The 23,380-nt window shown below is 49.9% G+C and carries 25 protein-coding genes; 19 read left to right on the forward strand and 6 right to left on the reverse strand.

Annotation, left to right across the window (positions count from 1 at the left end):
• Window positions 1-25 precede the first annotated feature (25 nt).
• Both rnr and rlmB read left to right on the forward strand, forming a co-directional pair.
• Entirely contained in the window at window positions 26-2,467 is a 2,442-nt protein-coding gene (gene rnr / locus ACJHXB_RS16675) for a ribonuclease R (RefSeq protein WP_000076316.1), read from the forward strand.
• Window positions 2,468-2,647: 180 nt separating this feature from the next.
• Entirely contained in the window at window positions 2,648-3,379 is a 732-nt protein-coding gene (rlmB, locus tag ACJHXB_RS16680) for a 23S rRNA (guanosine(2251)-2'-O)-methyltransferase RlmB (protein WP_001293287.1), read from the forward strand.
• 76 nt (window positions 3,380-3,455) lie between these two features.
• Here the strand turns inward: rlmB and ACJHXB_RS16685 are convergent, their stop codons facing one another.
• Window positions 3,456-4,235 (reverse strand): IclR family transcriptional regulator, encoded by a 780-nt coding sequence (locus ACJHXB_RS16685; protein ID WP_000400401.1) that lies wholly within the window; start codon window positions 4,233-4,235, stop codon window positions 3,456-3,458.
• A 328-nt stretch (window positions 4,236-4,563) separates the two neighbouring features.
• Between ACJHXB_RS16685 and ACJHXB_RS16690 the strand changes: the two genes are divergently transcribed.
• The 10 genes from ACJHXB_RS16690 (at window position 4,564) to ACJHXB_RS16735 (ending at window position 14,395) form a co-directional block, all read left to right on the forward strand.
• Entirely contained in the window at window positions 4,564-5,457 is an 894-nt protein-coding gene (locus tag ACJHXB_RS16690) for a dihydrodipicolinate synthase family protein (RefSeq protein WP_000842399.1), read from the forward strand.
• 50 nt (window positions 5,458-5,507) lie between these two features.
• Complete coding sequence (locus ACJHXB_RS16695) at window positions 5,508-6,809, forward strand: MFS transporter (protein WP_001284217.1); 1,302 nt, start codon at window positions 5,508-5,510, stop codon at window positions 6,807-6,809.
• Between the two features lie 33 nt (window positions 6,810-6,842).
• Window positions 6,843-8,438 (forward strand): UxaA family hydrolase, encoded by a 1,596-nt coding sequence (locus tag ACJHXB_RS16700; RefSeq protein WP_001424054.1) that lies wholly within the window; start codon window positions 6,843-6,845, stop codon window positions 8,436-8,438.
• A gap of 190 nt (window positions 8,439-8,628) precedes the next feature.
• On the forward strand, window positions 8,629-9,030 hold the full coding sequence (locus ACJHXB_RS16705) for a YjfI family protein (RefSeq protein ID WP_000220146.1): 402 nt from the start codon (window positions 8,629-8,631) through the stop codon (window positions 9,028-9,030).
• Between the two features lie 18 nt (window positions 9,031-9,048).
• On the forward strand, window positions 9,049-9,747 hold the full coding sequence (locus ACJHXB_RS16710; protein WP_000511961.1) for a PspA/IM30 family protein: 699 nt from the start codon (window positions 9,049-9,051) through the stop codon (window positions 9,745-9,747).
• A 49-nt stretch (window positions 9,748-9,796) separates the two neighbouring features.
• Window positions 9,797-10,456 carry a YjfK family protein gene (locus ACJHXB_RS16715; RefSeq protein WP_000012565.1) on the forward strand — a complete coding sequence of 220 codons (660 nt, stop codon included), beginning with the start codon at window positions 9,797-9,799 and terminating at the stop codon, window positions 10,454-10,456.
• A 17-nt stretch (window positions 10,457-10,473) separates the two neighbouring features.
• Window positions 10,474-10,872, forward strand: a complete 399-nt coding sequence (locus ACJHXB_RS16720) for a DUF350 domain-containing protein (protein ID WP_000547746.1) — start codon at window positions 10,474-10,476, stop codon at window positions 10,870-10,872.
• A gap of 9 nt (window positions 10,873-10,881) precedes the next feature.
• Entirely contained in the window at window positions 10,882-11,520 is a 639-nt protein-coding gene (locus tag ACJHXB_RS16725; RefSeq protein WP_000101676.1) for a DUF1190 domain-containing protein, read from the forward strand.
• A gap of 2 nt (window positions 11,521-11,522) precedes the next feature.
• Window positions 11,523-12,686, forward strand: a complete 1,164-nt coding sequence (locus ACJHXB_RS16730) for a glutathionylspermidine synthase family protein (RefSeq protein ID WP_000943966.1) — start codon at window positions 11,523-11,525, stop codon at window positions 12,684-12,686.
• An 83-nt stretch (window positions 12,687-12,769) separates the two neighbouring features.
• Window positions 12,770-14,395 (forward strand): isovaleryl-CoA dehydrogenase, encoded by a 1,626-nt coding sequence (locus ACJHXB_RS16735; protein ID WP_001468898.1) that lies wholly within the window; start codon window positions 12,770-12,772, stop codon window positions 14,393-14,395.
• A 116-nt stretch (window positions 14,396-14,511) separates the two neighbouring features.
• Here the strand turns inward: ACJHXB_RS16735 and yjfN are convergent, their stop codons facing one another.
• Window positions 14,512-14,787: a DUF1471 family protease activator YjfN gene (yjfN, locus tag ACJHXB_RS16740; RefSeq protein WP_000811566.1), complete on the reverse strand. Its 276-nt coding sequence runs from the start codon at window positions 14,785-14,787 to the stop codon at window positions 14,512-14,514.
• Between the two features lie 148 nt (window positions 14,788-14,935).
• A complete protein-coding gene (gene bsmA / locus ACJHXB_RS16745) occupies window positions 14,936-15,265 on the reverse strand; it encodes a biofilm peroxide resistance protein BsmA (RefSeq protein ID WP_000254636.1) in 330 nt (109 codons plus the stop codon).
• A gap of 181 nt (window positions 15,266-15,446) precedes the next feature.
• Here bsmA and yjfP point away from each other — a divergent pair, with 181 nt between their 5' ends.
• Window positions 15,447-16,196 carry an esterase gene (yjfP, locus tag ACJHXB_RS16750; protein ID WP_000569673.1) on the forward strand — a complete coding sequence of 250 codons (750 nt, stop codon included), beginning with the start codon at window positions 15,447-15,449 and terminating at the stop codon, window positions 16,194-16,196.
• On the opposite strand, the gene ulaR is transcribed toward yjfP, so the two are convergent.
• On the reverse strand, window positions 16,193-16,948 hold the full coding sequence (ulaR, locus tag ACJHXB_RS16755) for an HTH-type transcriptional regulator UlaR (protein WP_000133631.1): 756 nt from the start codon (window positions 16,946-16,948) through the stop codon (window positions 16,193-16,195). The genes yjfP and ulaR overlap by 4 nt on opposite strands.
• Before the next feature lie 107 nt (window positions 16,949-17,055).
• On the reverse strand, window positions 17,056-18,120 hold the full coding sequence (gene ulaG / locus ACJHXB_RS16760) for an L-ascorbate 6-phosphate lactonase (protein WP_001295191.1): 1,065 nt from the start codon (window positions 18,118-18,120) through the stop codon (window positions 17,056-17,058).
• A 354-nt stretch (window positions 18,121-18,474) separates the two neighbouring features.
• On the opposite strand from ulaG, the gene ulaA reads away from it, so the two are divergent.
• From ulaA to ulaF, 6 genes are read left to right on the forward strand one after another with little or no spacing between them, the layout of a single operon-like run.
• A complete protein-coding gene (gene ulaA / locus ACJHXB_RS16765; protein WP_001366527.1) occupies window positions 18,475-19,872 on the forward strand; it encodes a PTS ascorbate transporter subunit IIC in 1,398 nt (465 codons plus the stop codon).
• Window positions 19,873-19,887: 15 nt separating this feature from the next.
• Window positions 19,888-20,193 carry a PTS ascorbate transporter subunit IIB gene (ulaB, locus tag ACJHXB_RS16770; RefSeq protein WP_000218362.1) on the forward strand — a complete coding sequence of 102 codons (306 nt, stop codon included), beginning with the start codon at window positions 19,888-19,890 and terminating at the stop codon, window positions 20,191-20,193.
• A gap of 9 nt (window positions 20,194-20,202) precedes the next feature.
• The gene (ulaC, locus tag ACJHXB_RS16775) at window positions 20,203-20,667 is read left to right on the forward strand and encodes a PTS ascorbate transporter subunit IIA (RefSeq protein ID WP_000776505.1); all 465 of its coding nucleotides are present in this window, start codon (window positions 20,203-20,205) and stop codon (window positions 20,665-20,667) included.
• Window positions 20,668-20,680: 13 nt separating this feature from the next.
• Window positions 20,681-21,331, forward strand: coding sequence for a 3-keto-L-gulonate-6-phosphate decarboxylase UlaD (gene ulaD, locus ACJHXB_RS16780; protein WP_000056760.1), 651 nt, complete (start codon window positions 20,681-20,683; stop codon window positions 21,329-21,331).
• A gap of 9 nt (window positions 21,332-21,340) precedes the next feature.
• Entirely contained in the window at window positions 21,341-22,195 is an 855-nt protein-coding gene (ulaE, locus tag ACJHXB_RS16785) for an L-ribulose-5-phosphate 3-epimerase UlaE (protein ID WP_000949555.1), read from the forward strand.
• Entirely contained in the window at window positions 22,195-22,881 is a 687-nt protein-coding gene (gene ulaF / locus ACJHXB_RS16790) for an L-ribulose-5-phosphate 4-epimerase UlaF (protein ID WP_001170791.1), read from the forward strand. The genes ulaE and ulaF overlap by 1 nt, the downstream gene beginning before the upstream one ends.
• Window positions 22,882-23,009: 128 nt before the next feature.
• Here the strand turns inward: ulaF and yjfY are convergent, their stop codons facing one another.
• Complete coding sequence (gene yjfY, locus ACJHXB_RS16795; RefSeq protein ID WP_000492914.1) at window positions 23,010-23,285, reverse strand: DUF1471 family protein YjfY; 276 nt, start codon at window positions 23,283-23,285, stop codon at window positions 23,010-23,012.
• Window positions 23,286-23,380: the final 95 nt, after the last annotated feature.

Consider the following 23,380-nt stretch of genomic DNA (forward strand, 5'->3'; position numbering starts at 1 on the left):
CAGAGATGACAACGGAGGAACCGAGATGTCACAAGATCCTTTCCAGGAACGCGAAGCTGAAAAATACGCGAATCCCATCCCTAGTCGGGAATTTATCCTCGAACATTTAACCAAACGTGAAAAACCGGCCAGCCGTGATGAGCTGGCGGTAGAACTGCACATTGAAGGCGAAGAGCAGCTTGAAGGCCTGCGTCGCCGCCTGCGCGCGATGGAGCGCGATGGTCAACTGGTCTTCACTCGTCGTCAGTGCTATGCGCTGCCGGAACGCCTCGACCTGGTGAAAGGTACCGTTATTGGCCACCGTGATGGCTACGGCTTTCTGCGGGTTGAAGGGCGTAAAGATGATTTGTATCTCTCCAGCGAGCAGATGAAAACCTGCATTCATGGCGATCAGGTGCTGGCGCAGCCGCTGGGTGCTGACCGTAAAGGTCGTCGTGAAGCGCGTATTGTCCGCGTACTGGTGCCAAAAACCAGCCAGATTGTTGGTCGCTACTTTACCGAAGCGGGCGTCGGCTTTGTGGTTCCTGACGACAGTCGTTTGAGCTTCGATATCTTAATCCCGCCCGATCAGATCATGGGCGCGCGGATGGGCTTTGTGGTGGTGGTTGAACTGACCCAACGCCCGACTCGCCGTACCAAAGCGGTGGGTAAAATCGTCGAAGTACTTGGCGACAATATGGGCACCGGCATGGCGGTTGATATCGCTCTGCGTACCCATGAAATTCCGTATATCTGGCCGCAGGCCGTTGAGCAACAGGTTGCCGGGCTGAAAGAAGAAGTGCCGGAAGAAGCAAAAGCGGGCCGTGTCGATCTGCGCGATTTACCGCTGGTCACCATTGATGGCGAAGACGCCCGTGACTTTGACGATGCAGTTTACTGCGAGAAAAAACGCGGCGGCGGCTGGCGTTTATGGGTCGCGATTGCCGACGTCAGCTACTATGTGCGTCCGCCAACACCGCTGGACAGAGAAGCGCGTAACCGTGGTACGTCGGTGTACTTCCCTTCGCAGGTTATCCCGATGCTGCCGGAAGTGCTCTCTAACGGTCTGTGTTCGCTCAACCCGCAGGTAGACCGCCTGTGTATGGTGTGCGAGATGACGGTTTCGTCGAAAGGCCGCCTGACTGGCTACAAATTCTATGAAGCGGTAATGAGCTCTCACGCACGTCTGACCTACACCAAAGTCTGGCATATTCTGCAGGGCGATCAGGATCTGCGCGAGCAGTACGCCCCGCTGGTTAAGCATCTCGAAGAGTTGCATAACCTCTATAAAGTGCTGGATAAAGCCCGTGAAGAACGCGGTGGGATCTCATTTGAGAGCGAAGAAGCGAAGTTCATTTTCAACGCTGAACGCCGTATTGAACGTATCGAACAGACCCAGCGTAACGACGCACACAAATTAATTGAAGAGTGTATGATTCTGGCGAATATCTCGGCGGCGCGTTTCGTTGAGAAAGCCAAGGAACCAGCACTGTTCCGTATTCACGACAAGCCGAGCACCGAAGCAATTACCTCTTTCCGTTCAGTGCTGGCGGAGCTGGGGCTGGAATTGCCGGGCGGTAACAAGCCGGAACCGCGTGACTACGCGGAGCTGCTGGAGTCGGTTGCCGATCGTCCTGACGCAGAAATGCTGCAAACCATGCTGCTGCGCTCGATGAAACAGGCGATTTACGATCCGGAAAACCGTGGTCACTTCGGTCTGGCATTGCAGTCCTATGCGCACTTTACTTCGCCGATTCGTCGTTATCCTGACCTGACGCTGCACCGCGCCATTAAGTATCTGCTGGCGAAAGAGCAGGGGCATCAGGGCAACACTACTGAAACCGGCGGTTACCATTATTCGATGGAAGAGATGCTGCAACTGGGTCAGCACTGTTCGATGGCGGAACGTCGTGCCGACGAAGCAACACGCGATGTAGCTGACTGGCTGAAGTGTGACTTCATGCTCGACCAGGTAGGTAACGTCTTTAAAGGCGTAATTTCCAGCGTCACTGGCTTTGGCTTCTTCGTCCGTCTGGACGACTTGTTCATTGATGGTCTGGTCCATGTCTCTTCGCTGGACAATGACTACTATCGCTTTGACCAGGTAGGGCAACGCCTGATGGGTGAATCCAGTGGCCAGACTTATCGCCTGGGCGATCGCGTAGAAGTTCGCGTCGAAGCGGTTAATATGGACGAGCGCAAAATCGACTTTAGCCTGATCTCCAGCGAACGCGCACCGCGCAACGTCGGTAAAACGGCGCGCGAGAAAGCGAAAAAAGGCGATGCAGGTAAAAAAGGCGGCAAGCGTCGTCAGGTCGGTAAAAAGGTAAACTTTGAGCCAGACAGCGCCTTCCGCGGTGAGAAAAAAACGAAGCCGAAAGCGGCGAAGAAAGACGCGAGAAAAGCGAAAAAGCCATCGGCGAAAACGCAGAAAATAGCCGCAGCGACCAAAGCGAAGCGTGCGGCGAAGAAAAAAGTGGCAGAGTGATCATTACCCTCTTCAAACAGAAGAGGGTTAGATTGCTGACAAAATGCGCTTTGTTCATGCCGGATGCGGCGTGAACGCCTTATCCGGCCTACATAATCACGCAAATTCAATATATTGCAGGGAGCATGTAGGCCGGATAAACGTAGTGCATCAGGCAAAACGTAAACAACGAGTATATTAATGAGCGAAATGATTTACGGCATCCACGCAGTGCAGGCCCTGCTGGAGCGCGCCCCTGAACGTTTTCAGGAAGTCTTTATTTTAAAAGGCCGTGAAGATAAACGTCTGTTGCCGCTGATTCACGCCCTTGAGTCCCAGGGCGTGGTTATCCAGTTGGCGAACCGTCAGTATCTCGACGAGAAAAGCGAAGGTGCCGTGCATCAGGGCATTATTGCCCGCGTGAAGCCAGGACGTCAGTATCAGGAAAACGATCTGCCGGATCTGATCGCTTCGCTCGATCAACCGTTCCTGCTGATCCTCGACGGTGTAACCGATCCGCACAACCTCGGCGCGTGCCTGCGTAGCGCGGACGCCGCAGGAGTTCATGCGGTGATTGTGCCGAAAGATCGCTCCGCACAGCTCAACGCCACGGCGAAAAAAGTAGCCTGCGGCGCGGCAGAAAGCGTTCCGCTGATTCGGGTGACTAATCTGGCGCGCACCATGCGTATGTTGCAGGAAGAGAATATCTGGATCGTCGGTACGGCAGGCGAGGCGGATCATACACTCTATCAGAGCAAAATGACCGGACGCCTGGCGCTGGTGATGGGCGCGGAAGGTGAAGGTATGCGTCGCCTGACCCGTGAACATTGCGATGAGTTGATCAGCATCCCAATGGCAGGAAGTGTTTCTTCCCTGAACGTTTCGGTTGCGACCGGAATTTGCTTATTTGAAGCGGTGCGCCAGCGCAGCTAGTTCATCGCTATCCATTCAATGGATATTTTGTTAGCCCGATAATTTTTACGTATCGGGCTTCGAATGGAAAATACCCTTAATGGTGGGAATCAATACCGATATTGATATCCTGTAAGGTGTTGAGTTCCTGTTCAATACGCGAACGTGCATTCAGCAGGATACGCGTGACATCGGCAATTTTTTCTTTTGTCGCACGAAATACGGGTATTGAAATGCTGATGGCGGCAAGCGTTTTATTTCGCTGTTTTAAGGCAACAGCATAACATACCGTCTCCTCATTGATTTCCCTGTTATCAAATGCATAGCCATTTACTCTGGCATCCTCAAGTTGTTGGCGCAATTGTTCCAGGGTCGTAACGCTATACGATGTCATGGGAACAAAACCGTCAGGGTAGAGTTGCCGAATTTGTTGATCACTGTATTCACAGATAATGGCTTTTCCCAGCGCAGAATAGATAGCAGGCAGACGAGTCCCAATATGTGAAACCAGTTGTACGGTTTGTGCCGCCTGCACCTTATTGATATATAAAACATCTGCACCGTCCAGGATCCCCATCTGACAAACTTCATTGCACTCTTTGACAATGTTGTTCATCTCTTTGTAAACCATTTTTAACCAGTACGATCTGTCGAGGAAAGCACGGGACAGAATCGAGCAGGAGATCCCCAGATTATAAAGCTGGGTATTAGCGTCATAACTGATGTACCGCTGTTCAACCAGCGTTTTGAGGATGGGAAAAATCGTTCCTTTCAGGATGCCTGTTTTTTCCGAAAGGTGAGTTAATGAAACACCCTGATTCTCCGCTGCCAGTGCTTCCAGTATCTCTAACACCCGGATGGTAGGCTTATGTTCCATAATGACTATTTCCCTTACCATGAGTAATGCACCATTCTAGGGAGAATTATAATTCAAGTAAATTAACCCCCTCGCGTTCCTTGACTGCTGTTGACCCCATCAGTCCTTTTTTAGCGTGATACTGGTCATAAAACGGATAAAAAAAGAACTGTGATTGTTTTTTATGCAGACCCCCTGCATAATTACTCCAAATATATCAATATCTTATGTGTATTACTTCTGTGATTGGCTAAATTTGACTCATTTCTGAGGTTGGGTATACTCATTTTAGTTTGTATTTAAAAACGTTGTTTGTATATATGAACAATAAAACTATGATGAGGTAGGCATGAAAAGTCGTTACATAACCCCCGTTGTCACCATATTTGATGAACAAGGGCGAATCGATCCTGAGCAAAACACTCAGGTTTATGATTTTATTAAAAATCACGTGTCCGGGTTTGTTGTGATGGGCAGTACTGGTGAGTTTTTTTCGCTTAATATGGAAAACGCCCGCCAAATGATTAAAACCTGTAGTGAGTTTTCCCGAGGCGATATGAAGGCTTATGCCGGAGCCAGTCGCATGGACGTCAATGAATCAATATCACTGGCCAATTACGCCTGGGAGCAAGGATTGGATGGTGTGATGATCATCAGTCCTTATTATTTCCCTCTGGATGATGAAGCTATTTTTGATTTCTACAGTACGATTGCAAGCCAAACCCCGGCTCATATTTTTATTTATAACTTCCCGGAGAGAACCGGGTACAGCGTATCACCAGAGATTTGTTTACGACTGGCAGATAAGTATCCCAATATTATTGGTATGAAAGATACCGTCCCTGATGCTTTCCATACTGCGCAGGTTATCAATACCGTAAAGAAAAATATCCCTCATTTTGAAGTGTATGCAGGATATGACAATAATTTTGCCCACAACATACTATCTGGTGGAGATGGCTGTATTGGTGGTTTATCCAATATTGTCCCTGAATTTTTTGCCTCCTGGATGCAAGCATTCATGAATGACGATTTACTTGCAGTCGCGCAGCATCAGCAGATAGTCGATCAACTAATGGCCGTTTACAGCGTGAATTCTCCTTTTATTCCCACTTTCAAAAAAGCCCTTCAGTTAAAGGGGGTTATTCAATCAGAACGGTGTTCTTCACCATTTAATATACTTGATGATATTCAATCCCGGAGATTGCAGGAAATTTTATCTGTCACCGATTATTATAAATAATATAAAACCTATAAATAGAATATCTTACCAACAGAACTAAGGATTTATTTATGGCTAATATAACCCAATACGATAATCCGCTGTTGAATTCCGCAATTCAAAAATCGTGGAAACGTTTAGTACCCTTAATGTTCATAATGTATTTTGTTGCCTTTATTGATCGGGTAAATGTTGGCTTTGCCAAAGATGCAATGAAACTGGATATTGGATTATCAGAGTCGGCATTCGCTCTCGGTGCAGGAATATTTTTCGCTGCCTATGCACTTTTCGGCATTCCAGCTAACCTGATCCTCAATAAAATCGGCGCACAAAAGTGGTTAAGTATTACAACTGCAATTTGGGGCCTTCTCTCGGCAATGACGGGATTTGTCACCAGTGAAACGCAATTTATTATTTTGCGCTTTCTGTTAGGGCTGGGCGAGGCGGGGTTCTATCCCGGCATTTTACTGCTCGCATCCATTTATTTTCCTAACAAGGTTCGCGGATCGGTCGTGGGAATATTTGTGTTGGGGGTGCCGCTGGCGTTAACGCTCGGTTCGCCAATATCGGGAGCTTTACTTGAACTACATGGCTGGATGGGACGTCCAGGATGGTTCTGGATGTTTGTCATTGAGGGATTGCCGGCATTAGTGCTTGGTATCTTTGCCTGGTTCTACCTTGATGATAATCCGACGAAAGCGCGATTTCTTACCCAGGAAGAAAAAGACGCTTTGAATAAGCAACTGGAATCTGAACGACAGAAAACAGAAACCAGTTCAGTGATTTCAGCATTGAAAAATGCCAAAGTTTGGCATCTGGCATTAATCTACGGCACCATCCAGATATCAGTATATGGTTTAATGTTTTTCCTTCCGTCACAGGTTGCATCGCTGATGGGAGAAAGCCTTGGCTTTAAGCAGTCATTAGTCGCGGCAATACCATGGGCGTGCTCTGCTTTTGGCGTCTATTACATTCCGCGAATTGCTGACCGCAATCCTTCCCGGCGTGTGGCCATTTCGGTTATGTGTATGTTGGCTGCTGCTGTCGGCCTTGCCCTTTCCGCATTTGCGGGGCCTGTTGTGGCGATTGGTGCACTTTGTTTAAGTGCGGTTGGTTTCCTCTCAGTACAGCCAATATTCTGGACTTTCCCTCCACAACTTCTTACTGGTCCGGCACTGGCTGCGGGGATCGGTTTTTGCACCACGATGGGCGCTTTCTGCTCGTTCCTTGCTCCTCTTATCCGTGTTGAGGTTGATCGGGCAATGGATAGCAGCATCGCCGGATTGATGGCGTTGTCTGTAATTACTATCGGCTGCGCATTATTGATTGGATTGCTGCAAAAGAGCCAACAGGCAGCAAAAGCATACAGTTAATAAGATTGAACATCTGACTGGAAGAATATGATTATGCAAAAAATATTACGTATCGACAGTAACGATAATCTCATTGTCGCGTTGAAAGACCTGCACGCTGGAGAATCGTACTCGTGGGATGACGACAACATAACGTTAGTAACTGATGTTAAGGCTAAACATAAGTTTGCGACGCAAGATATTCCTCTGGATGGCATTGTTTCGATGTACGGTACGCCAGTTGGCAAGGCCACGCGTCCCATCGTTAAGGGAGAAGCGATTACCGTTGATAATATTCGCCACTATGCAGCTCCTGTCACACTGGAGGATGTTGAACCCTACCACTGGCAGGCACCGGATGTCTCTGAATGGAGCACCCGCACTTTTAAAGGTTATGTCCGTGACGATGGCAGAGTGGGTACTGCCAGTTACTGGTTAGTCTTTCCATTGGTATTTTGCGAGAACCGTAATGTCAGTAAGTTAACCAATGCTTTGAATGATGCTTTGGGTTATACCAATAACTCACTGAAAAAGTTTGCTCTTAATCTGACGTCCGGTAGCGATGAACTGATCGAAACCGCGAGAATGTTCCCGCATATTGAAGGTGTTCGCTGTATTACGGTCACCAGTGGTTGTGGTGGTGCAACTTCAGACTGTGAAACTATGTGCGATGTATTAGCTGCTTATGCTGACCATCCGAATGTAATCGGTATGACGGTATTCAGTTTAGGATGTGAAAAAGCGCAGCAGAAAATGTTTAAGGATGCGCTGGCGAGACGTAATCCTGAATTTGATAAACCTGCGCTCTACTTTCTCCAACAGGAGTGGGACAGCGAAGAGCGGATGATGCAGACCGCTTTACAGCAGACTTTCGAGGCAATGAAAGCGGTGAAGCCGACAGAAAGAGTAGAGGTCCCTCTTTCCTGTCTCAAAGTGGGGATGAAGTGTGGTGGTTCCGATGGTTTTTCTGGTATCTCCGGCAACCCTGCAATGGGGCTGGTTTCTGACTGGTTGACAACGCTTGGTGGCGCTTCCGGGTTAGCAGAATTTCCAGAATTATGTGGGGCAGAAGGTGATATGGTTAAGCGTTGTATTAATCTTGAGGATAAAAAAAAGTTCCTCAATCTAATGCAAGGCTACGAAAAGACAGCGAACTTTTTCGATACCACCATTGCGGATAACCCAAGTTTTGGCAACATTGCGGATGGGTTGATTACTGACGCAATAAAATCTACCGGAGCAGCGAAAAAAGGCGGGCGAGCGCCAATTGTGAGTGTATGCGATTACGCTGAACCGATGCCCGATAGTGGATTATCGTTGGTGTGTACTCCGGGCAATGACGTGGACGCGGTAACCGGATTGGTAGCAGCAGGATGTAATGTGGTTATCTTCTCGACGGGTCTTGGTACGCCCACCGGTAACCCGATTGTTCCGGTGTTAAAAATATCCACCAACAGCACGATTGCCAGACGATTGTCTGACATGATTGATTTCGACTGTGGCCCAGTGATTGACGGCACTCCGCTGGAAGATGTGAGTAGAGAATTATTTGAAAAAGTTATTGAAACTGCCAGTAAGGACTACGTCGTGAAGGCAGACAAACTTGAACAGTTTGACTTTATGTTGTGGAAGCGGTCGTTAGACTTGTAGTGACTAATCATTAGCGTCAGCGTATGTAGACTGGCGCATTTTTTATCGTATGCATAGCGTTAAATTTTTGGTTCTTCTAAATAGCCATCCAGATTTGGATGGTTTTTTTTTGTGTTTAGCTGGTAAGATAATTACGTACTGCAAATATTCATTTTATTAATATTTAAACTTAATTTATATGGAATAATATATGACATGGAATCCGTTGGTGCTGGCGACGGCGCTGCAAACTGTACCTGAACAAAATATTGATGTAACAAATGGCGAGAACGCATTAATTATTAAAATGAATGATTATGGCGATTTGCAAATCAATATTCTATTTACTTCCCGCCAAATGATTATCGAAACCTTTATTTGTCCGGTAAGTAGTATCAGCAATCCAGATGAATTTAATACCTTCTTATTAAGAAATCAGAAGATGATGCCGTTGTCATCGGTAGGGATCTCCAGCGTACAACAGGAAGAGTATTACATTGTTTTCGGGGCGTTATCGCTTAAATCTTCTCTTGAAGATATCCTGCTTGAGATAACCTCGCTGGTAGATAACGCATTGGATCTGGCTGAAATTACAGAAGAATATTCACACTAATTACAAGGACGGGTATTTATGGGAATTTTAAAAAGTTTATTTACGCTGGGGAAATCGTTTATCTCCCAAGCGGAAGAATCCATTGAAGAAACCCAGGGCGTGCGCATGCTGGAACAGCATATTCGTGACGCTAAAGCTGAACTCGATAAAGCCGGAAAATCTCGCGTTGATCTGCTGGCGCGGGTGAAATTAAGTCACGATAAGCTGAAAGATTTACGTGAGCGCAAAGCCAGTCTGGAAGCTCGTGCGCTGGAAGCGTTAAGCAAGAATGTTAATCCCTCGTTGATTAACGAAGTTGCTGAAGAAATCGCGCGTCTTGAGAATCTCATTACCGCTGAAGAGCAAGTGTTGTCGAATCTGGAAGTCTCTCGTGATGGCGTGGAAAAAGCAGTTACAGCGACAGTGCAGCGTATCGCTCAGTTTGAGCAGCAAATGGAAGTCGTTAAAGCTACTGAAGCCATGCAGCGTGCACAACAGGCTGTAACGACCTCTACCGTTGGCGCATCTTCCAGCGTTTCGACAGCGGCAGAATCCTTAAAACGCCTGCAAACGCGTCAGGCCGAACGTCAGGCTCGCCTGGATGCTGCCGCACAGTTGGAAAAAGTCGCAGACGGTCGCGATCTTGATGAAAAGCTGGCGGAAGCCGGAATTGGCGGTAGCAATAAAAGTAGCGCCCAGGATGTATTAGCAAGACTGCAACGCCAACAGGGCGAGTAATTTTTTGCCGGCCTCACTGCAAGGCTGGCAACTATTTTAAGGATAAAATATGTCTGGTTTTTTCCAGCGTCTGTTTGGCAAGGATAATAAGCCTGCTATCGCTCGCGGTCCGCTGGGTCTGCATCTCAATAGTGGTTTTACGCTCGACACGTTAGCGTTTCGTTTGCTGGAAGATGAATTGCTGATTGCGCTGCCGGGTGAGGAATTTACGGTAGCCGCCGTCAGCCGCATCGATCTGGGCGGCGGTAGCCAGATTTTCCGCTACTACACTTCGGGCGATGAATTTCTGCAAATCAATACCACCGGCGGTGAAGATATTGATGACATTGATGATATTAAGCTCTTTGTCTATGAAGAGAGCTACGGTATCAGTAAAGAGAGCCACTGGCGCGAGGCGATCAACGCCAAAGCGATGGGGGCTATGACCTTAAACTGGCAGGAAAAACGCTGGCAGCGATTTTTTAACAGTGAAGAGCCGGGAAATATCGAACCCGTCTACATGCTGGAAAAAGTAGAAAATCAAAACCATGCCAAATGGGAGGTCCATAATTTTACCATGGGCTACCAACGGCAAGTAACCGAAGATACTTACGAATATTTGCTGCTAAATGGTGAGGAATCTTTTAACGATCTCGGTGAGCCAGAGTGGTTATTTTCGCGCGCGTTGGGTGTCGATATCCCGCTGACATCACTTCATATTATTGGTTAATTACAAGGACGTTTACAATGCATATACTGGATTCACTTCTTGCCTTTAGTGCCTATTTTTTTATTGGCGCGGCTATGGTGATTGTTTTTCTGTTTATCTACTCCAAAATTACACCGCACAACGAATGGCAATTAATCAAAAACAATAATACCGCGGCGTCACTGGCATTCAGCGGTACATTGTTGGGTTACGTGATCCCGTTATCCAGTGCGGCAATCAATGCGGTGAGTATTCCAGACTATTTCGCCTGGGGCGGGATCGCACTGGTGATTCAGTTACTCGTTTTTGCTGGCGTCAGGCTTTATATGCCCGCATTAAGCGAAAAAATTATTAATCACAATACCGCAGCAGGAATGTTTATGGGAACCGCCGCACTGGCTGGTGGTATTTTTAACGCAGCTTGTATGACATGGTAATGGACGATCATGGCCAGAAAACGCAAATCAAGAAATAACAGTAAAATTGGTCACGGAGCGATCAGTCGCATTGGCAGACCGAATAATCCTTTTGAACCGCGTCGCAATCGCTACGCACAAAAATACTTAACGTTGGCGCTAATGGGCGGTGCCGCTTTTTTCGTATTGAAAGGTTGTGGCGATAGTGGCGATGTCGATAACGACGGCGACGGAACGTTTTACTCGACTGTGCAGGATTGTATTGATGACGGTAATAATTCAGATATCTGTGCTCATGGCTGGAACAACGCTAAAGCGGCGTTTTATGCCGATGTTCCGAAGAATATGACTCAGCAGAATTGTCAGTCTAAGTATGAAAATTGTTACTACGACAACGTTGAACAGAGTTGGATCCCGGTCGTTTCTGGATTTTTGTTAAGCCGGGTTATTCGTAAAGATCGCGATGAGCAGTTTGTTTATAACAGCGGCGGTTCCTCTTTTGCTTCGCGCCCCGTCTGGCGCAACACTTCTGGTGATTACTCCTGGCGCTCCGGTTCTGGCAAAAAAGAGTCTTACTCTTCGGGCGGCTTTACCACCAAAAAAGCGTCAACCGTTTCTCGCGGCGGCTATGGTCGTTCTTCCAGCGCCCGTGGGCATTGGGGAGGCTAATCATGCTAAGACACAACGTTCCTGTGCGGCGGGATCTGGACCAGATCGCCGCTGACAACGGTTTCGACTTTCATATCATCGACAATGAAATCTATTGGGACGAGAGTCGGGCTTACCGTTTTACTCTGCGCCAGATTGAAGAGCAGATCGAAAAACCGACTGCGGAACTGCATCAGATGTGCCTTGAGGTGGTGGATCGCGCGGTTAAAGACGAAGAGATCCTGACGCAACTGGCGATCCCGCCGTTGTACTGGGATGTGATCGCCGAAAGCTGGCGCGCACGCGATCCTTCGCTGTATGGCCGGATGGATTTTGCCTGGTGTGGCAATGCGCCGGTGAAGCTGCTGGAGTACAACGCCGATACGCCAACCTCGTTGTATGAATCGGCTTATTTCCAGTGGCTGTGGCTGGAAGATGCCCGGCGCAGCGGCATTATTCCGCGTGATGCCGATCAGTACAATGCTATTCAGGAACGCCTGATTTCGCGCTTTAGTGAGCTTTACAGTCGGGAACCGTTTTATTTTTGCTGCTGTCAGGACACCGATGAAGACAGGACTACCGTGCTGTATTTGCAGGACTGCGCCCAGCAGGCAGGGCAGGAGTCGCGGTTTATCTACATTGAAGATCTCGGTTTGGGCGTCGGCGGTGTGCTGACCGATCTTGATGATAATGTCATCCAGCGTGCATTTAAGCTGTATCCGCTGGAGTGGATGATGCGTGACGATAACGGTCCGCTGCTGCGCAAGCGCCGCGAGCAATGGGTGGAGCCGTTATGGAAAAGTATCTTGAGCAACAAAGGGTTAATGCCGCTGCTTTGGCGCTTCTTTCCTGGTCATCCTAACCTTCTTGCATCCTGGTTTGAGGGCGAAAAACCGCAGATTGCCGCTGGCGAAAGCTATGTGCGTAAACCGATCTACTCACGCGAAGGCGGAAACGTCACCATTTTCGACGGTCAGAATAACGTCGTTGACCACGCTGATGGTGATTACGCCGATGAACCGATGATCTACCAGGCGTTTCAACCTCTGCCGCGATTTGGCGATAGCTACACACTCATCGGTAGCTGGATTGTCGATGATGAAGCGTGCGGAATGGGGATCCGTGAAGATAACACGCTGATCACCAAAGACACCTCACGTTTCGTTCCGCATTACATTGCTGGATAAGAATGTTTTAGCAATCTCTTTCTGTCAGGAATCCATGGCAGTGACCATACTAAGGGTGACTGCCATTGATGGAGGGAGACACAGTGCACTGGCAAACTCACACCGTTTTTAATCAACCTATACCATTAAATAACAGCAACTTATATCTGTCTGATGGCGCGCTCTGCGAAGCGGTAACGCGTGAAGGTGCTGGCTGGGATAGCGATTTTCTAGCCAGTATTGGTCAGCAGTTAGGAACGGCTGAATCTCTTGAACTGGGACGGCTGGCGAATGTGAATCCGCCTGAATTATTGCGCTACGATGCGCAAGGACGCCATCTGGACGATGTGCGTTTTCACCCCGCCTGGCACTTGCTGATGCAGGCGCTATGTACCAACCGGGTGCACAATCTTGCCTGGGAAGAAGACGCTCGCTCCGGCGCATTTGTGGCGCGCGCGGCGCGTTTTATGTTGCACGCACAGGTTGAGGCAGGGTCGTTATGTCCGATAACCATGACCTTTGCCGCCACGCCATTGCTGTTACAGATGTTACCCGCGCCGTTTCAGGACTGGACCACGCCGCTGTTGAGCGATCGCTACGATTCTCACTTATTGCCAGGTGGGCAAAAACGCGGTTTGTTGATTGGCATGGGAATGACGGAAAAGCAGGGCGGTTCCGATGTCATGAGCAACACCACCCGCGCAGAGCGTCTGGACGATGGTTCTTATCGGCTGGTGGGGCATAAATGGTTTTTCTCGGTGCCGCAAAGCGATGCGCATCTGGTGCTGGCGCAGACTACGGGCGGGTTGTCCTGCTTTTTTGTGCCGCGCTTTTTGCCTGACGGGCAACGCAACGCGATTCGCCTCGAGCGGCTGAAAGATAAGCTGGGTAATCGCTCTAACGCCAGCTGCGAAGTGGAGTTTCAGGATGCCATTGGCTGGTTGTTGGGGCAGGAAGGGGAAGGAATTCGTCTGATCCTGAAAATGGGTGGGATGACGCGTTTTGATTGCGCCCTGGGTAGCCATGCCATGATGCGCCGTGCATTTTCGCTGGCGATTTATCATGCACATCAACGCCATGTTTTTGGTAATCCATTGATCCAACAGCCCCTTATGCGTCATGTCTTAAGTCGCATGGCACTTCAGCTTGAAGGGCAAACGGCGTTGCTGTTTCGTCTTGCGCGAGCGTGGGACCGGCGTACCGATGCCAAAGAAGCCCTGTGGGCGCGTTTATTTACGCCTGCGGCGAAATTTGTGATCTGCAAACGAGGTATGCCGTTTGTGGCCGAAGCGATGGAGGTGCTGGGCGGCATTGGTTATTGCGAGGAGAGCGAGCTGCCGCGGCTTTACCGGGAGATGCCGGTAAACAGTATTTGGGAAGGTTCCGGCAATATTATGTGCCTGGATGTGCTGCGCGTTCTCAATAAGCAGGCGGGCGTATACGACTTATTGTCGGAAGCATTTGTGGAAGTGAAAGGGCAGGATCGCTATTTTGATCGCGCAGTTCGTCGTTTACAGCAGCAGCTGCGTAAGCCTGCTGAAGAACTGGGGCGAGAGATTACTCATCAGCTATTCCTGCTGGGCTGCGGTGCGCAAATGTTGAAATATGCCTCTCCGCCAATGGCGCAGGCATGGTGTCAGGTGATGTTAGATACGCGCGGCGGCGTACGGTTGTCAGAGCAGATCCAGAATGATTTATTGCTGCGGGCGACGGGGGGAGTGTGTGTGTAAGCGTATACGACTGATGCAACGCTGGTTTCAATTAACTCAATGAAATATGTGAAAATTGTAGGCCGGACAAGGCGCTCGCGCCGCATCCGGCATTGTTCATTTGCTGTAGATGATACTCATGCATACAGTATCGCCTGTACGCGCCAGTTATCAGGCTGCTGGTCTTCGTACATGGTAATAATGCGGTACCATGACGCACCTTGTTCATCAGCCTTTAACGCCACGATACGTTCCACGTCCTGCGGATCCCCTGAAATATTGCTAACTGAGATCTGACCTATTTCATTCAGGCCCGTCACGCAGTCAGCACTGGCGAATTCTGCAGACTGTGCCGTGGCGCTCGCAGGATAAGTCACTAATTGCAGCGAGGGTGAGGCAAGTAATTGTTTCATCGTCAGCTCCATTTTTCGTTTCCCCACATGTTGCAGGGCATTCCATCGCGGTAATAAACGCCCGAGCTTCCAGCCGGTAATTTATTGTGCACAGGTAAACGCATAGGGACGCAAAGCAATGTAAAGCTGACTATGTAAGTTGTCTGATTTATTTACGGTACAAAATGGCTTGTGAATACCACTGTCCTGTCACGATGGTTTCGTCCACCATGACGACAACGTAATAATCAGCTTTTGCAGCGACAGCTTTCGCTCTGATTTCTGCTAATGCGTCATCCGGAGAACCCCGAACCATCGTGCTTACGCTACCTATTCGCTGTAACCCTTGCGTCTGGTCGCGGCGAATCTCTTGCGGATGGTCGGTTACTGGCGGTGCTGGCTGTGGCGTACCTTGCAGTGCGCTACAGGCACTTAACATCAACACCAATAATAAACTGGCAAACCGGTAAATAACGCTATTACGTTTCCTGCTAACCATAGTGTAGTGCCTTATTAATTTAACTTTGGGGGAATGTTCCCGAATTGTTACCTGGTACGCGATTTTCGAATGAAAACGTGACGAAAGCGTAACCCACATCTCAACATTATGAACTAATACCGCCAGCAGAAACTTGTGCTAAGGATTTCTTCATGTCATACCAGACAAAAAGGAGAGACAGATGATTGAAATAGAATCACGCGAGCTGGCAGATATTCCCATTCTTCATGCTTATCCTGTCGGGCAAAAAGATACCCCGTTACCGTGCGTGATTTTTTATCACGGCTTTACTTCGTCCAGTCTGGTGTATAGCTATTTTGCCGTTGCGCTGGCGCAGGCTGGTTTGCGAGTGATCATGCCGGATGCGCCCGATCACGGTAGCCGTTTTAGGGGCGACGCAGCGCGGCGGTTAAATCAATTTTGGCAAATTTTGCTACAAAGTATGCAGGAATTCACTACGTTACGTGCGGCAATAGCCGAAGAAAACTGGCTGCTTGCTGACCGTCTGGCAGTCGGTGGCGCGTCGATGGGCGCGATGACGGCACTGGGAATTACTGCTCGCCACCCCACGGTGAAATGTACCGCCAGCATGATGGGATCGGGCTATTTTACATCGCTCGCCCGTTCACTGTTTCCACCGCTGATACCTGAAACGGCAGCACAGCAGAATGAATCCAATAACATTGTCGCGCAGCTGGCAGAGTGGGAAGCGACAAACCACCTGGAACAACTTGCTGACAGACCTCTACTGCTGTGGCATGGCCTTGACGATGACGTCGTGCCTGCCGACGAATCACTACGTTTGCAGCAGGCCTTAAGCGAGACGGGACGGGATAAACTGCTAACCTGTTCATGGCAGCCAGGCGTGCGTCACCGCATTACGCCTGAGGCGTTAGATGCTGCCGTGACATTTTTCCGCCAGCATCTTTAAACACGCAGAATGCTGACCCCTTGCGCTTCCAGTTGTTGCAGGATTTCCGGGTTAGCATTTTTGCCGGTGATCAGCATATCGATTTGATCGGCACGGCTAAAAAGCATTCCCGCGCGTTCGCCGATCTTACTGCTATCAACCAGTACCACCAGTTTCCCTACCACGCTTAGCATCTTCTGCTCTGCCATTGCCGTCAGCATATCGGTTTTATACAACCCTTCTGCTGTCAGCCCTTTGCCGCTGGTAAACATCCAGTGCCCGGCATAGAGACTGTTTTCGCTGCCTTGCGGGCTTAAAGTGATGGACTGACTTTTGTTGTACTGTCCGCCCATAATGATCACGCTGTCATGCTCCTGATCGATCAGGTAATTTGCCAGCGGTAGATAATTAGTGATGATTTGCACTGGCTTGCCACACATTTCCCGCCCAAGCAGAAACGCGGTGGAGCCGCAGTTGATGACTACGCTTTCGCCCGGATTAACCAGCTGCGAGGCCGCTTTAGCAATACGTACTTTTTCATCGTGATTCTGCGCCTGATGCAGATTCATCGGCGTCCAGCGTGGGCGCTGCTGGGTAATAGCTTCTGCGCCATTGCGCACTTTTTTCAGTTTGCCGCTTTCGTCAAGTTTATTGATATCGCGTCGCGCAGTGGCAGGCGAAATTCCCAGACGCTCAACGACTTTCTCAACGGTCACAAAGCCCAATTGTGCGAGCATTTCCAGGAGGATTTGATGTCTTTGTGCTTCAGTCATGAGCTATTCCGATAAAATTTGATTTTTTTAGATGATATTTGAAATAGCCAGGAAATACTACGCCGGATAGCGCGAACTACTCCACGCTATCCGGTATAAACGACAGATTACAGGAATGACTTGAACGGCAGATCCGGTTCAATAGTGAAGCAATCATCGAAACCACGCGGATAGTGGTACTCGAAGTTGTCTTTATCCAACGGCCAGGTAAATTTGCCGCCCACCTGCCAGATAAACGGCTTGAAGCCATACTTCAGACGATCTTTTTTCATCTCCCACAGCACGCGGATTTCTTGCGGATCGGCCTGGAAGTTTGACCAGATGTCGTGGTGGAACGGGATAACCACTTTCGCATTCAGGGCTTCACCCATACGCAGCATATCGGCGCTGGTCATTTTGTCGGTAATACCGCGCGGGTTCTCACCATACGATCCTAACGCCACATCGATCTGATGTTCGTTACCGTGCTTCGCATAATAGTTAGAGTAGTGGGAATCGCCACTGTGATACAGGGAACCGCCAGGGGTTTTGAACAGGTAGTTTACTGCGCGATCGTCCATGCCATCTGGCAGTACGCCAGCCGCTTTTTGATCGGCAGGCAGGGTGATCAGTGCAGTACGGTCGAAAGCGTCAAGCGCATGAATTTCAATGTCTTTCACTTTTACAACATCGCCAGGTTTGACCACGATGCAACGCTCTTTCGGTACGCCCCAGCCAATCCACAAATCAACGCAGGTTTTCGGTCCAATGAACGGTACGTCATCAGCACAGTTCTGCATTACGGCAGCAGCGACGTTAACGTCGATATGATCGTTGTGATCGTGAGTCGCCAGTACCGCGTCGATCTGGCGAATCGCAAACGGATCAAGAACAAACGGGGTGGTGCGCAGGTTTGGCTGCAGTTTTTTCACGCCAGCCATGCGCTGCATCTGGTGACCCTGTTTCATTAACGGGTTACCGTGACTTTGTTTGCCAGTGCCGCACCAGAAATCAACGCAAACGTTGGTGCCACCTTCTGATTTCAGCCAGATCCCAGTGCAGCCTAGCCACCACATCGCAAATGTGCCAGGGGCGACCTGCTCTTGTTCAATTTCTTCATTCAGCCAGCTACCCCACTCCGGGAAAGTGCTCAGGATCCAGGATTCTCGGGTGATACTTTTCACTTTACTCATCGCCATTTACCTTCATGATAGTTCAATTCGAATCAACATGTGATTGGTTTTGATTAATCCTGACACTATTTTTTCAGGAAGGCAATGACCATTTTTTGACTTTTTGCCAGGGAAGTTGTTATTGATTTTGAGTGTGGAAAGATTTAATGGAATGTGTAATTCAATTAACTAAATGAATTTAAATGAATAATTATTTCGTTGTGTGAATCCCGCTCTATCCATGTGGAATTATTTTCGGGTCGCGTCACATTTAATCATAATTAATCTTGTTGTGATTACTTTTGAAAATTAGAGTGAGTGCACAACATTCCGGGTGTGTGGAATACCCGGTTACCTCTTCTTCAGGAGATCGTTATGGAGATCCTCTACAACATCTTTACCGTGTTTTTTAACCAGGTCATGACCAATGCCCCGTTGTTGCTGGGTATTGTGACCTGTCTGGGCTACATCCTACTGCGCAAAAGTGTCAGCGTTATTATTAAAGGCACGATTAAAACCATAATTGGTTTCATGTTGTTGCAGGCAGGGTCCGGCATCCTCACCAGCACCTTCAAACCGGTGGTGGCGAAAATGTCCGAAGTCTACGGCATTAACGGCGCAATTTCCGATACTTACGCGTCGATGATGGCAACCATCGACCGCATGGGCGATGCCTATAGCTGGGTAGGTTACGCGGTGTTGTTAGCGCTGGCGCTGAACATCTGTTACGTGCTGCTGCGTCGCATTACCGGTATTCGTACCATCATGCTGACTGGTCATATCATGTTCCAGCAGGCGGGGCTGATTGCCGTTACGTTGTTTATTTTCGGCTACTCCATGTGGACGACCATTATCTGCACGGCGATTCTGGTTTCGCTCTACTGGGGCATTACCTCCAACATGATGTACAAGCCGACTCAGGAAGTGACGGACGGCTGCGGTTTCTCCATCGGTCACCAGCAACAGTTTGCATCATGGATTGCCTATAAGGTTGCGCCGTTCCTCGGCAAAAAAGAGGAAAGCGTTGAAGACCTCAAACTGCCAGGCTGGCTGAATATTTTCCACGACAACATCGTCTCCACGGCGATTGTCATGACCATCTTCTTTGGTGCCATTCTGCTCTCCTTCGGTATCGACACCGTGCAGGCGATGGCAGGCAAAGTGCACTGGACGGTCTATATCCTGCAAACCGGTTTCTCCTTCGCGGTGGCGATCTTCATCATCACTCAGGGTGTGCGCATGTTTGTGGCGGAACTCTCTGAAGCGTTTAACGGTATCTCCCAGCGCCTGATCCCTGGTGCGGTTCTGGCGATTGACTGTGCGGCTATCTATAGCTTCGCGCCGAACGCCGTTGTCTGGGGCTTTATGTGGGGCACCATCGGTCAGCTGATTGCGGTTGGCATCCTGGTCGCCTGCGGTTCCTCGATCCTGATTATTCCCGGCTTTATCCCGATGTTCTTCTCCAACGCCACCATCGGCGTGTTCGCTAACCACTTCGGCGGCTGGCGTGCGGCACTGAAGATTTGTCTGGTGATGGGGATGATCGAAATCTTTGGTTGCGTCTGGGCGGTGAAACTCACTGGTATGAGTGCCTGGATGGGCATGGCGGACTGGTCGATTCTGGCACCGCCGATGATGCAGGGCTTCTTCTCCGTCGGTATCGCCTTTATGGCCGTCATCATTGTAATTGCACTGGCTTATATGTTCTTCGCTGGCCGCGCACTGCGCGCAGAAGAAGATGCAGAAAAACAACTGGCAGAACAGTCTGCTTAATAAGGAGTTTTGATTATGACCGTACGTATTCTGGCTGTGTGTGGCAACGGACAAGGCAGTTCCATGATCATGAAGATGAAAGTGGACCAGTTTTTAACCCAATCAAACATTGACCACACGGTAAACAGCTGCGCGGTTGGCGAATACAAAAGCGAGTTGAGCGGCGCGGATATCATCATCGCTTCTACGCACATTGCGGGCGAAATCACCGTGACCGGCAACAAATACGTGGTTGGTGTGCGCAACATGCTCTCTCCTGCCGACTTTGGCCCGAAACTGCTGGAAGTGATCAAAGAGCATTTCCCGCAGGATGTGAAGTAAGGACGCGCCATGAAATTACGTGATTCGCTGGCGGAGAATAAATCCATCCGCCTGCAGGCTGAAGCTGAGACATGGCAGGACGCAGTAAAAATCGGCGTTGACCTGCTGGTGGCGGCGGATGTTGTCGAGCCGCGTTACTACCAGGCGATTCTGGATGCGGTTGAACAGCACGGTCCGTACTTTGTGCTCGCACCAGGCCTGGCAATGCCGCACGGTCGCCCGGAAGAGGGCGTTAAGAAAACCGGTTTTGCGCTAGTGACGCTGAAAAAGCCGCTGGAGTTCAACCACGAAGATAACGATCCGGTGGATATCCTCATCACCATGGCGGCGGTCGATGCCAACACTCATCAGGAAGTGGGCATCATGCAGATCGTTAACCTGTTTGAAGATGAAGAGAATTTCGACCGTTTACGCGCCTGCCGTACCGAGCAGGAAGTACTGGATCTCATTGACCGCACCAACGCGGCAGCTTAAGAAGGAATTGAAAATGTCATTACCGATGTTGCAAGTCGCGCTGGACAACCAGACTATGGATAGCGCCTACGAAACCACTCGCCTGATTGCCGAAGAAGTCGACATTATCGAAGTGGGCACCATTCTGTGCGTGGGCGAAGGCGTGCGTGCGGTTCGCGATCTGAAAGCGCTTTACCCGCACAAAATCGTACTGGCAGACGCCAAAATTGCCGATGCGGGCAAAATCCTTTCTCGTATGTGCTTTGAAGCCAACGCTGACTGGGTGACCGTGATTTGCTGTGCAGATATCAACACCGCCAAGGGCGCGCTGGACGTGGCAAAAGAGTTTAACGGCGACGTGCAGATCGAACTGACCGGCTACTGGACCTGGGAACAGGCGCAACAGTGGCGCGACGCAGGCATTCAACAGGTGGTTTATCACCGCAGCCGTGACGCACAGGCCGCAGGCGTGGCGTGGGGCGAAGCAGATATCACCGCGATCAAACGTCTTTCCGATATGGGCTTCAAAGTGACCGTCACCGGTGGCCTGGCGCTGGAAGATCTGCCGCTGTTCAAAGGCATTCCGATTCACGTGTTTATCGCTGGCCGCAGCATCCGTGATGCCGCTTCTCCGGTGGAAGCCGCACGTCAGTTCAAACGTTCCATTGCCGAACTGTGGGGCTAAGGAGCGGATATGTTGTCCAAACAAATCCCGCTTGGCATCTATGAAAAAGCGCTCCCCGGCGGGGAGTGCTGGCTGGAACGCCTGCAACTGGCAAAAACGTTAGGCTTCGATTTTGTCGAGATGTCGGTAGATGAAACGGACGATCGCCTTTCGCGCCTCGACTGGAGCCGCGAGCAGCGTCTGGCGCTGGTGAATGCGATTGTTGAAACCGGCGTGCGTGTACCGTCTATGTGCCTTTCTGCTCATCGTCGTTTCCCGCTGGGCAGCGAAGATGACGCGGTACGGGCGCAGGGGCTGGAGATTATGCGTAAAGCTATCCAGTTCGCCCAGGACGTTGGCATTCGCGTAATCCAACTGGCGGGCTATGACGTTTACTATCAGGAAGCCAATAACGAAACGCGTCGTCGTTTCCGTGACGGCCTGAAAGAGAGCGTTGAGATGGCAAGCCGCGCGCAGGTGACGCTGGCAATGGAGATCATGGATTATCCATTGATGAACTCCATCAGCAAGGCGCTGGGCTATGCGCACTATCTCAACAACCCGTGGTTCCAGCTCTATCCGGATATCGGCAACCTGTCGGCGTGGGACAACGACGTGCAGATGGAATTGCAGGCCGGAATTGGGCATATCGTCGCGGTGCATGTGAAAGACACCAAACCAGGCGTCTTCAAAAACGTGCCGTTTGGCGAAGGTGTAGTGGATTTTGAACGTTGCTTCGAAACGCTCAAACAGAGTGGCTATTGCGGGCCGTACCTGATTGAGATGTGGAGCGAAACGGCGGAAGACCCGGCGGCAGAAGTGGCGAAAGCGCGTGATTGGGTGAAAGCGCGCATGGCCAAAGCTGGCATGGTGGAGGCGGCATAATGCAAAAGCTAAAACAGCAGGTGTTTGAAGCCAACATGGATCTGCCGCGCTACGGGCTGGTGACCTTTACCTGGGGCAACGTCAGCGCTATCGACCGCGAACGCGGGCTGGTGGTGATCAAGCCCAGCGGCGTTGCCTACGAAACCATGAAAGCGGCCGATATGGTGGTGGTTGATATGAGCGGCAAGGTGGTGGAAGGGGAGTATCGCCCATCTTCCGACACTGCGACGCATCTCGAACTCTACCGTCGTTACCCGTCGCTTGGCGGCATTGTCCATACCCACTCCACTCATGCCACCGCATGGGCGCAGGCGGGGCTGGCGATCCCGGCGTTAGGCACCACGCACGCTGACTACTTCTTTGGTGATATCCCGTGTACGCGTGGATTAAGCGAAGAAGAGGTGCAGGGTGAGTATGAACTGAACACTGGCAAAGTGATTATCGAAACGCTGGGCAACGCCGAGCCGCTGCATACGCCGGGAATTGTGGTGTATCAGCACGGACCGTTCGCCTGGGGGAAAGATGCCCACGATGCGGTGCATAACGCGGTGGTGATGGAAGAAGTGGCGAAAATGGCGTGGATTGCCCGCGGCATTAACCCACAACTGAATCACATCGACAGCTATCTTATGAATAAACACTTCATGCGTAAGCATGGTCCCAACGCTTATTACGGGCAGAAGTAAAACACGCGCTGCGGAAATTTCCTTCTTCGGGAGATAACTGGTCTAATTCCGCAGCCGTTTTTCAAAAAAAGCCCCCTGCGAAGGGGGCAAAGCAAACTATGGCAATGTTTCGTTGGTTATACCTGGTGCTAGCGATAAATATCCGCGCTGGCGTGCATATTGCCGTTACTTCCCGGTTCCCGCATCAGAATCACGTGGTAGTAAGTTGCGCCCTGCGCATCGGTCTCTTCATTTAATGCCTGACGTGCTTCACTTTCAGTGGCGAAGTTATGGTTGATATAAATCACGCCTAAGCTTTGCACATCATCCATATTTCTGGCCTGGTGGTTATTAATTTCAATGGCTGCCCATGTATTTGCACTTAGCAAAAGCACAGCCAGAAGGGCTAAAACACGACTGAACATAGATACCTCCTCAACGGCTGACTTTGTGTGCTCTCCTCTGTGATGATCTTCTGATTTAATTTTAATCAATGATAAAGAAGTTGATGGTGACCATT

The sequence above is a fragment of the Escherichia sp. WS3227_2 genome (assembly GCF_046486495.1).
In the GTDB taxonomy this organism is placed as follows: Bacteria; Pseudomonadota; Gammaproteobacteria; order Enterobacterales; family Enterobacteriaceae; genus Escherichia; species Escherichia coli.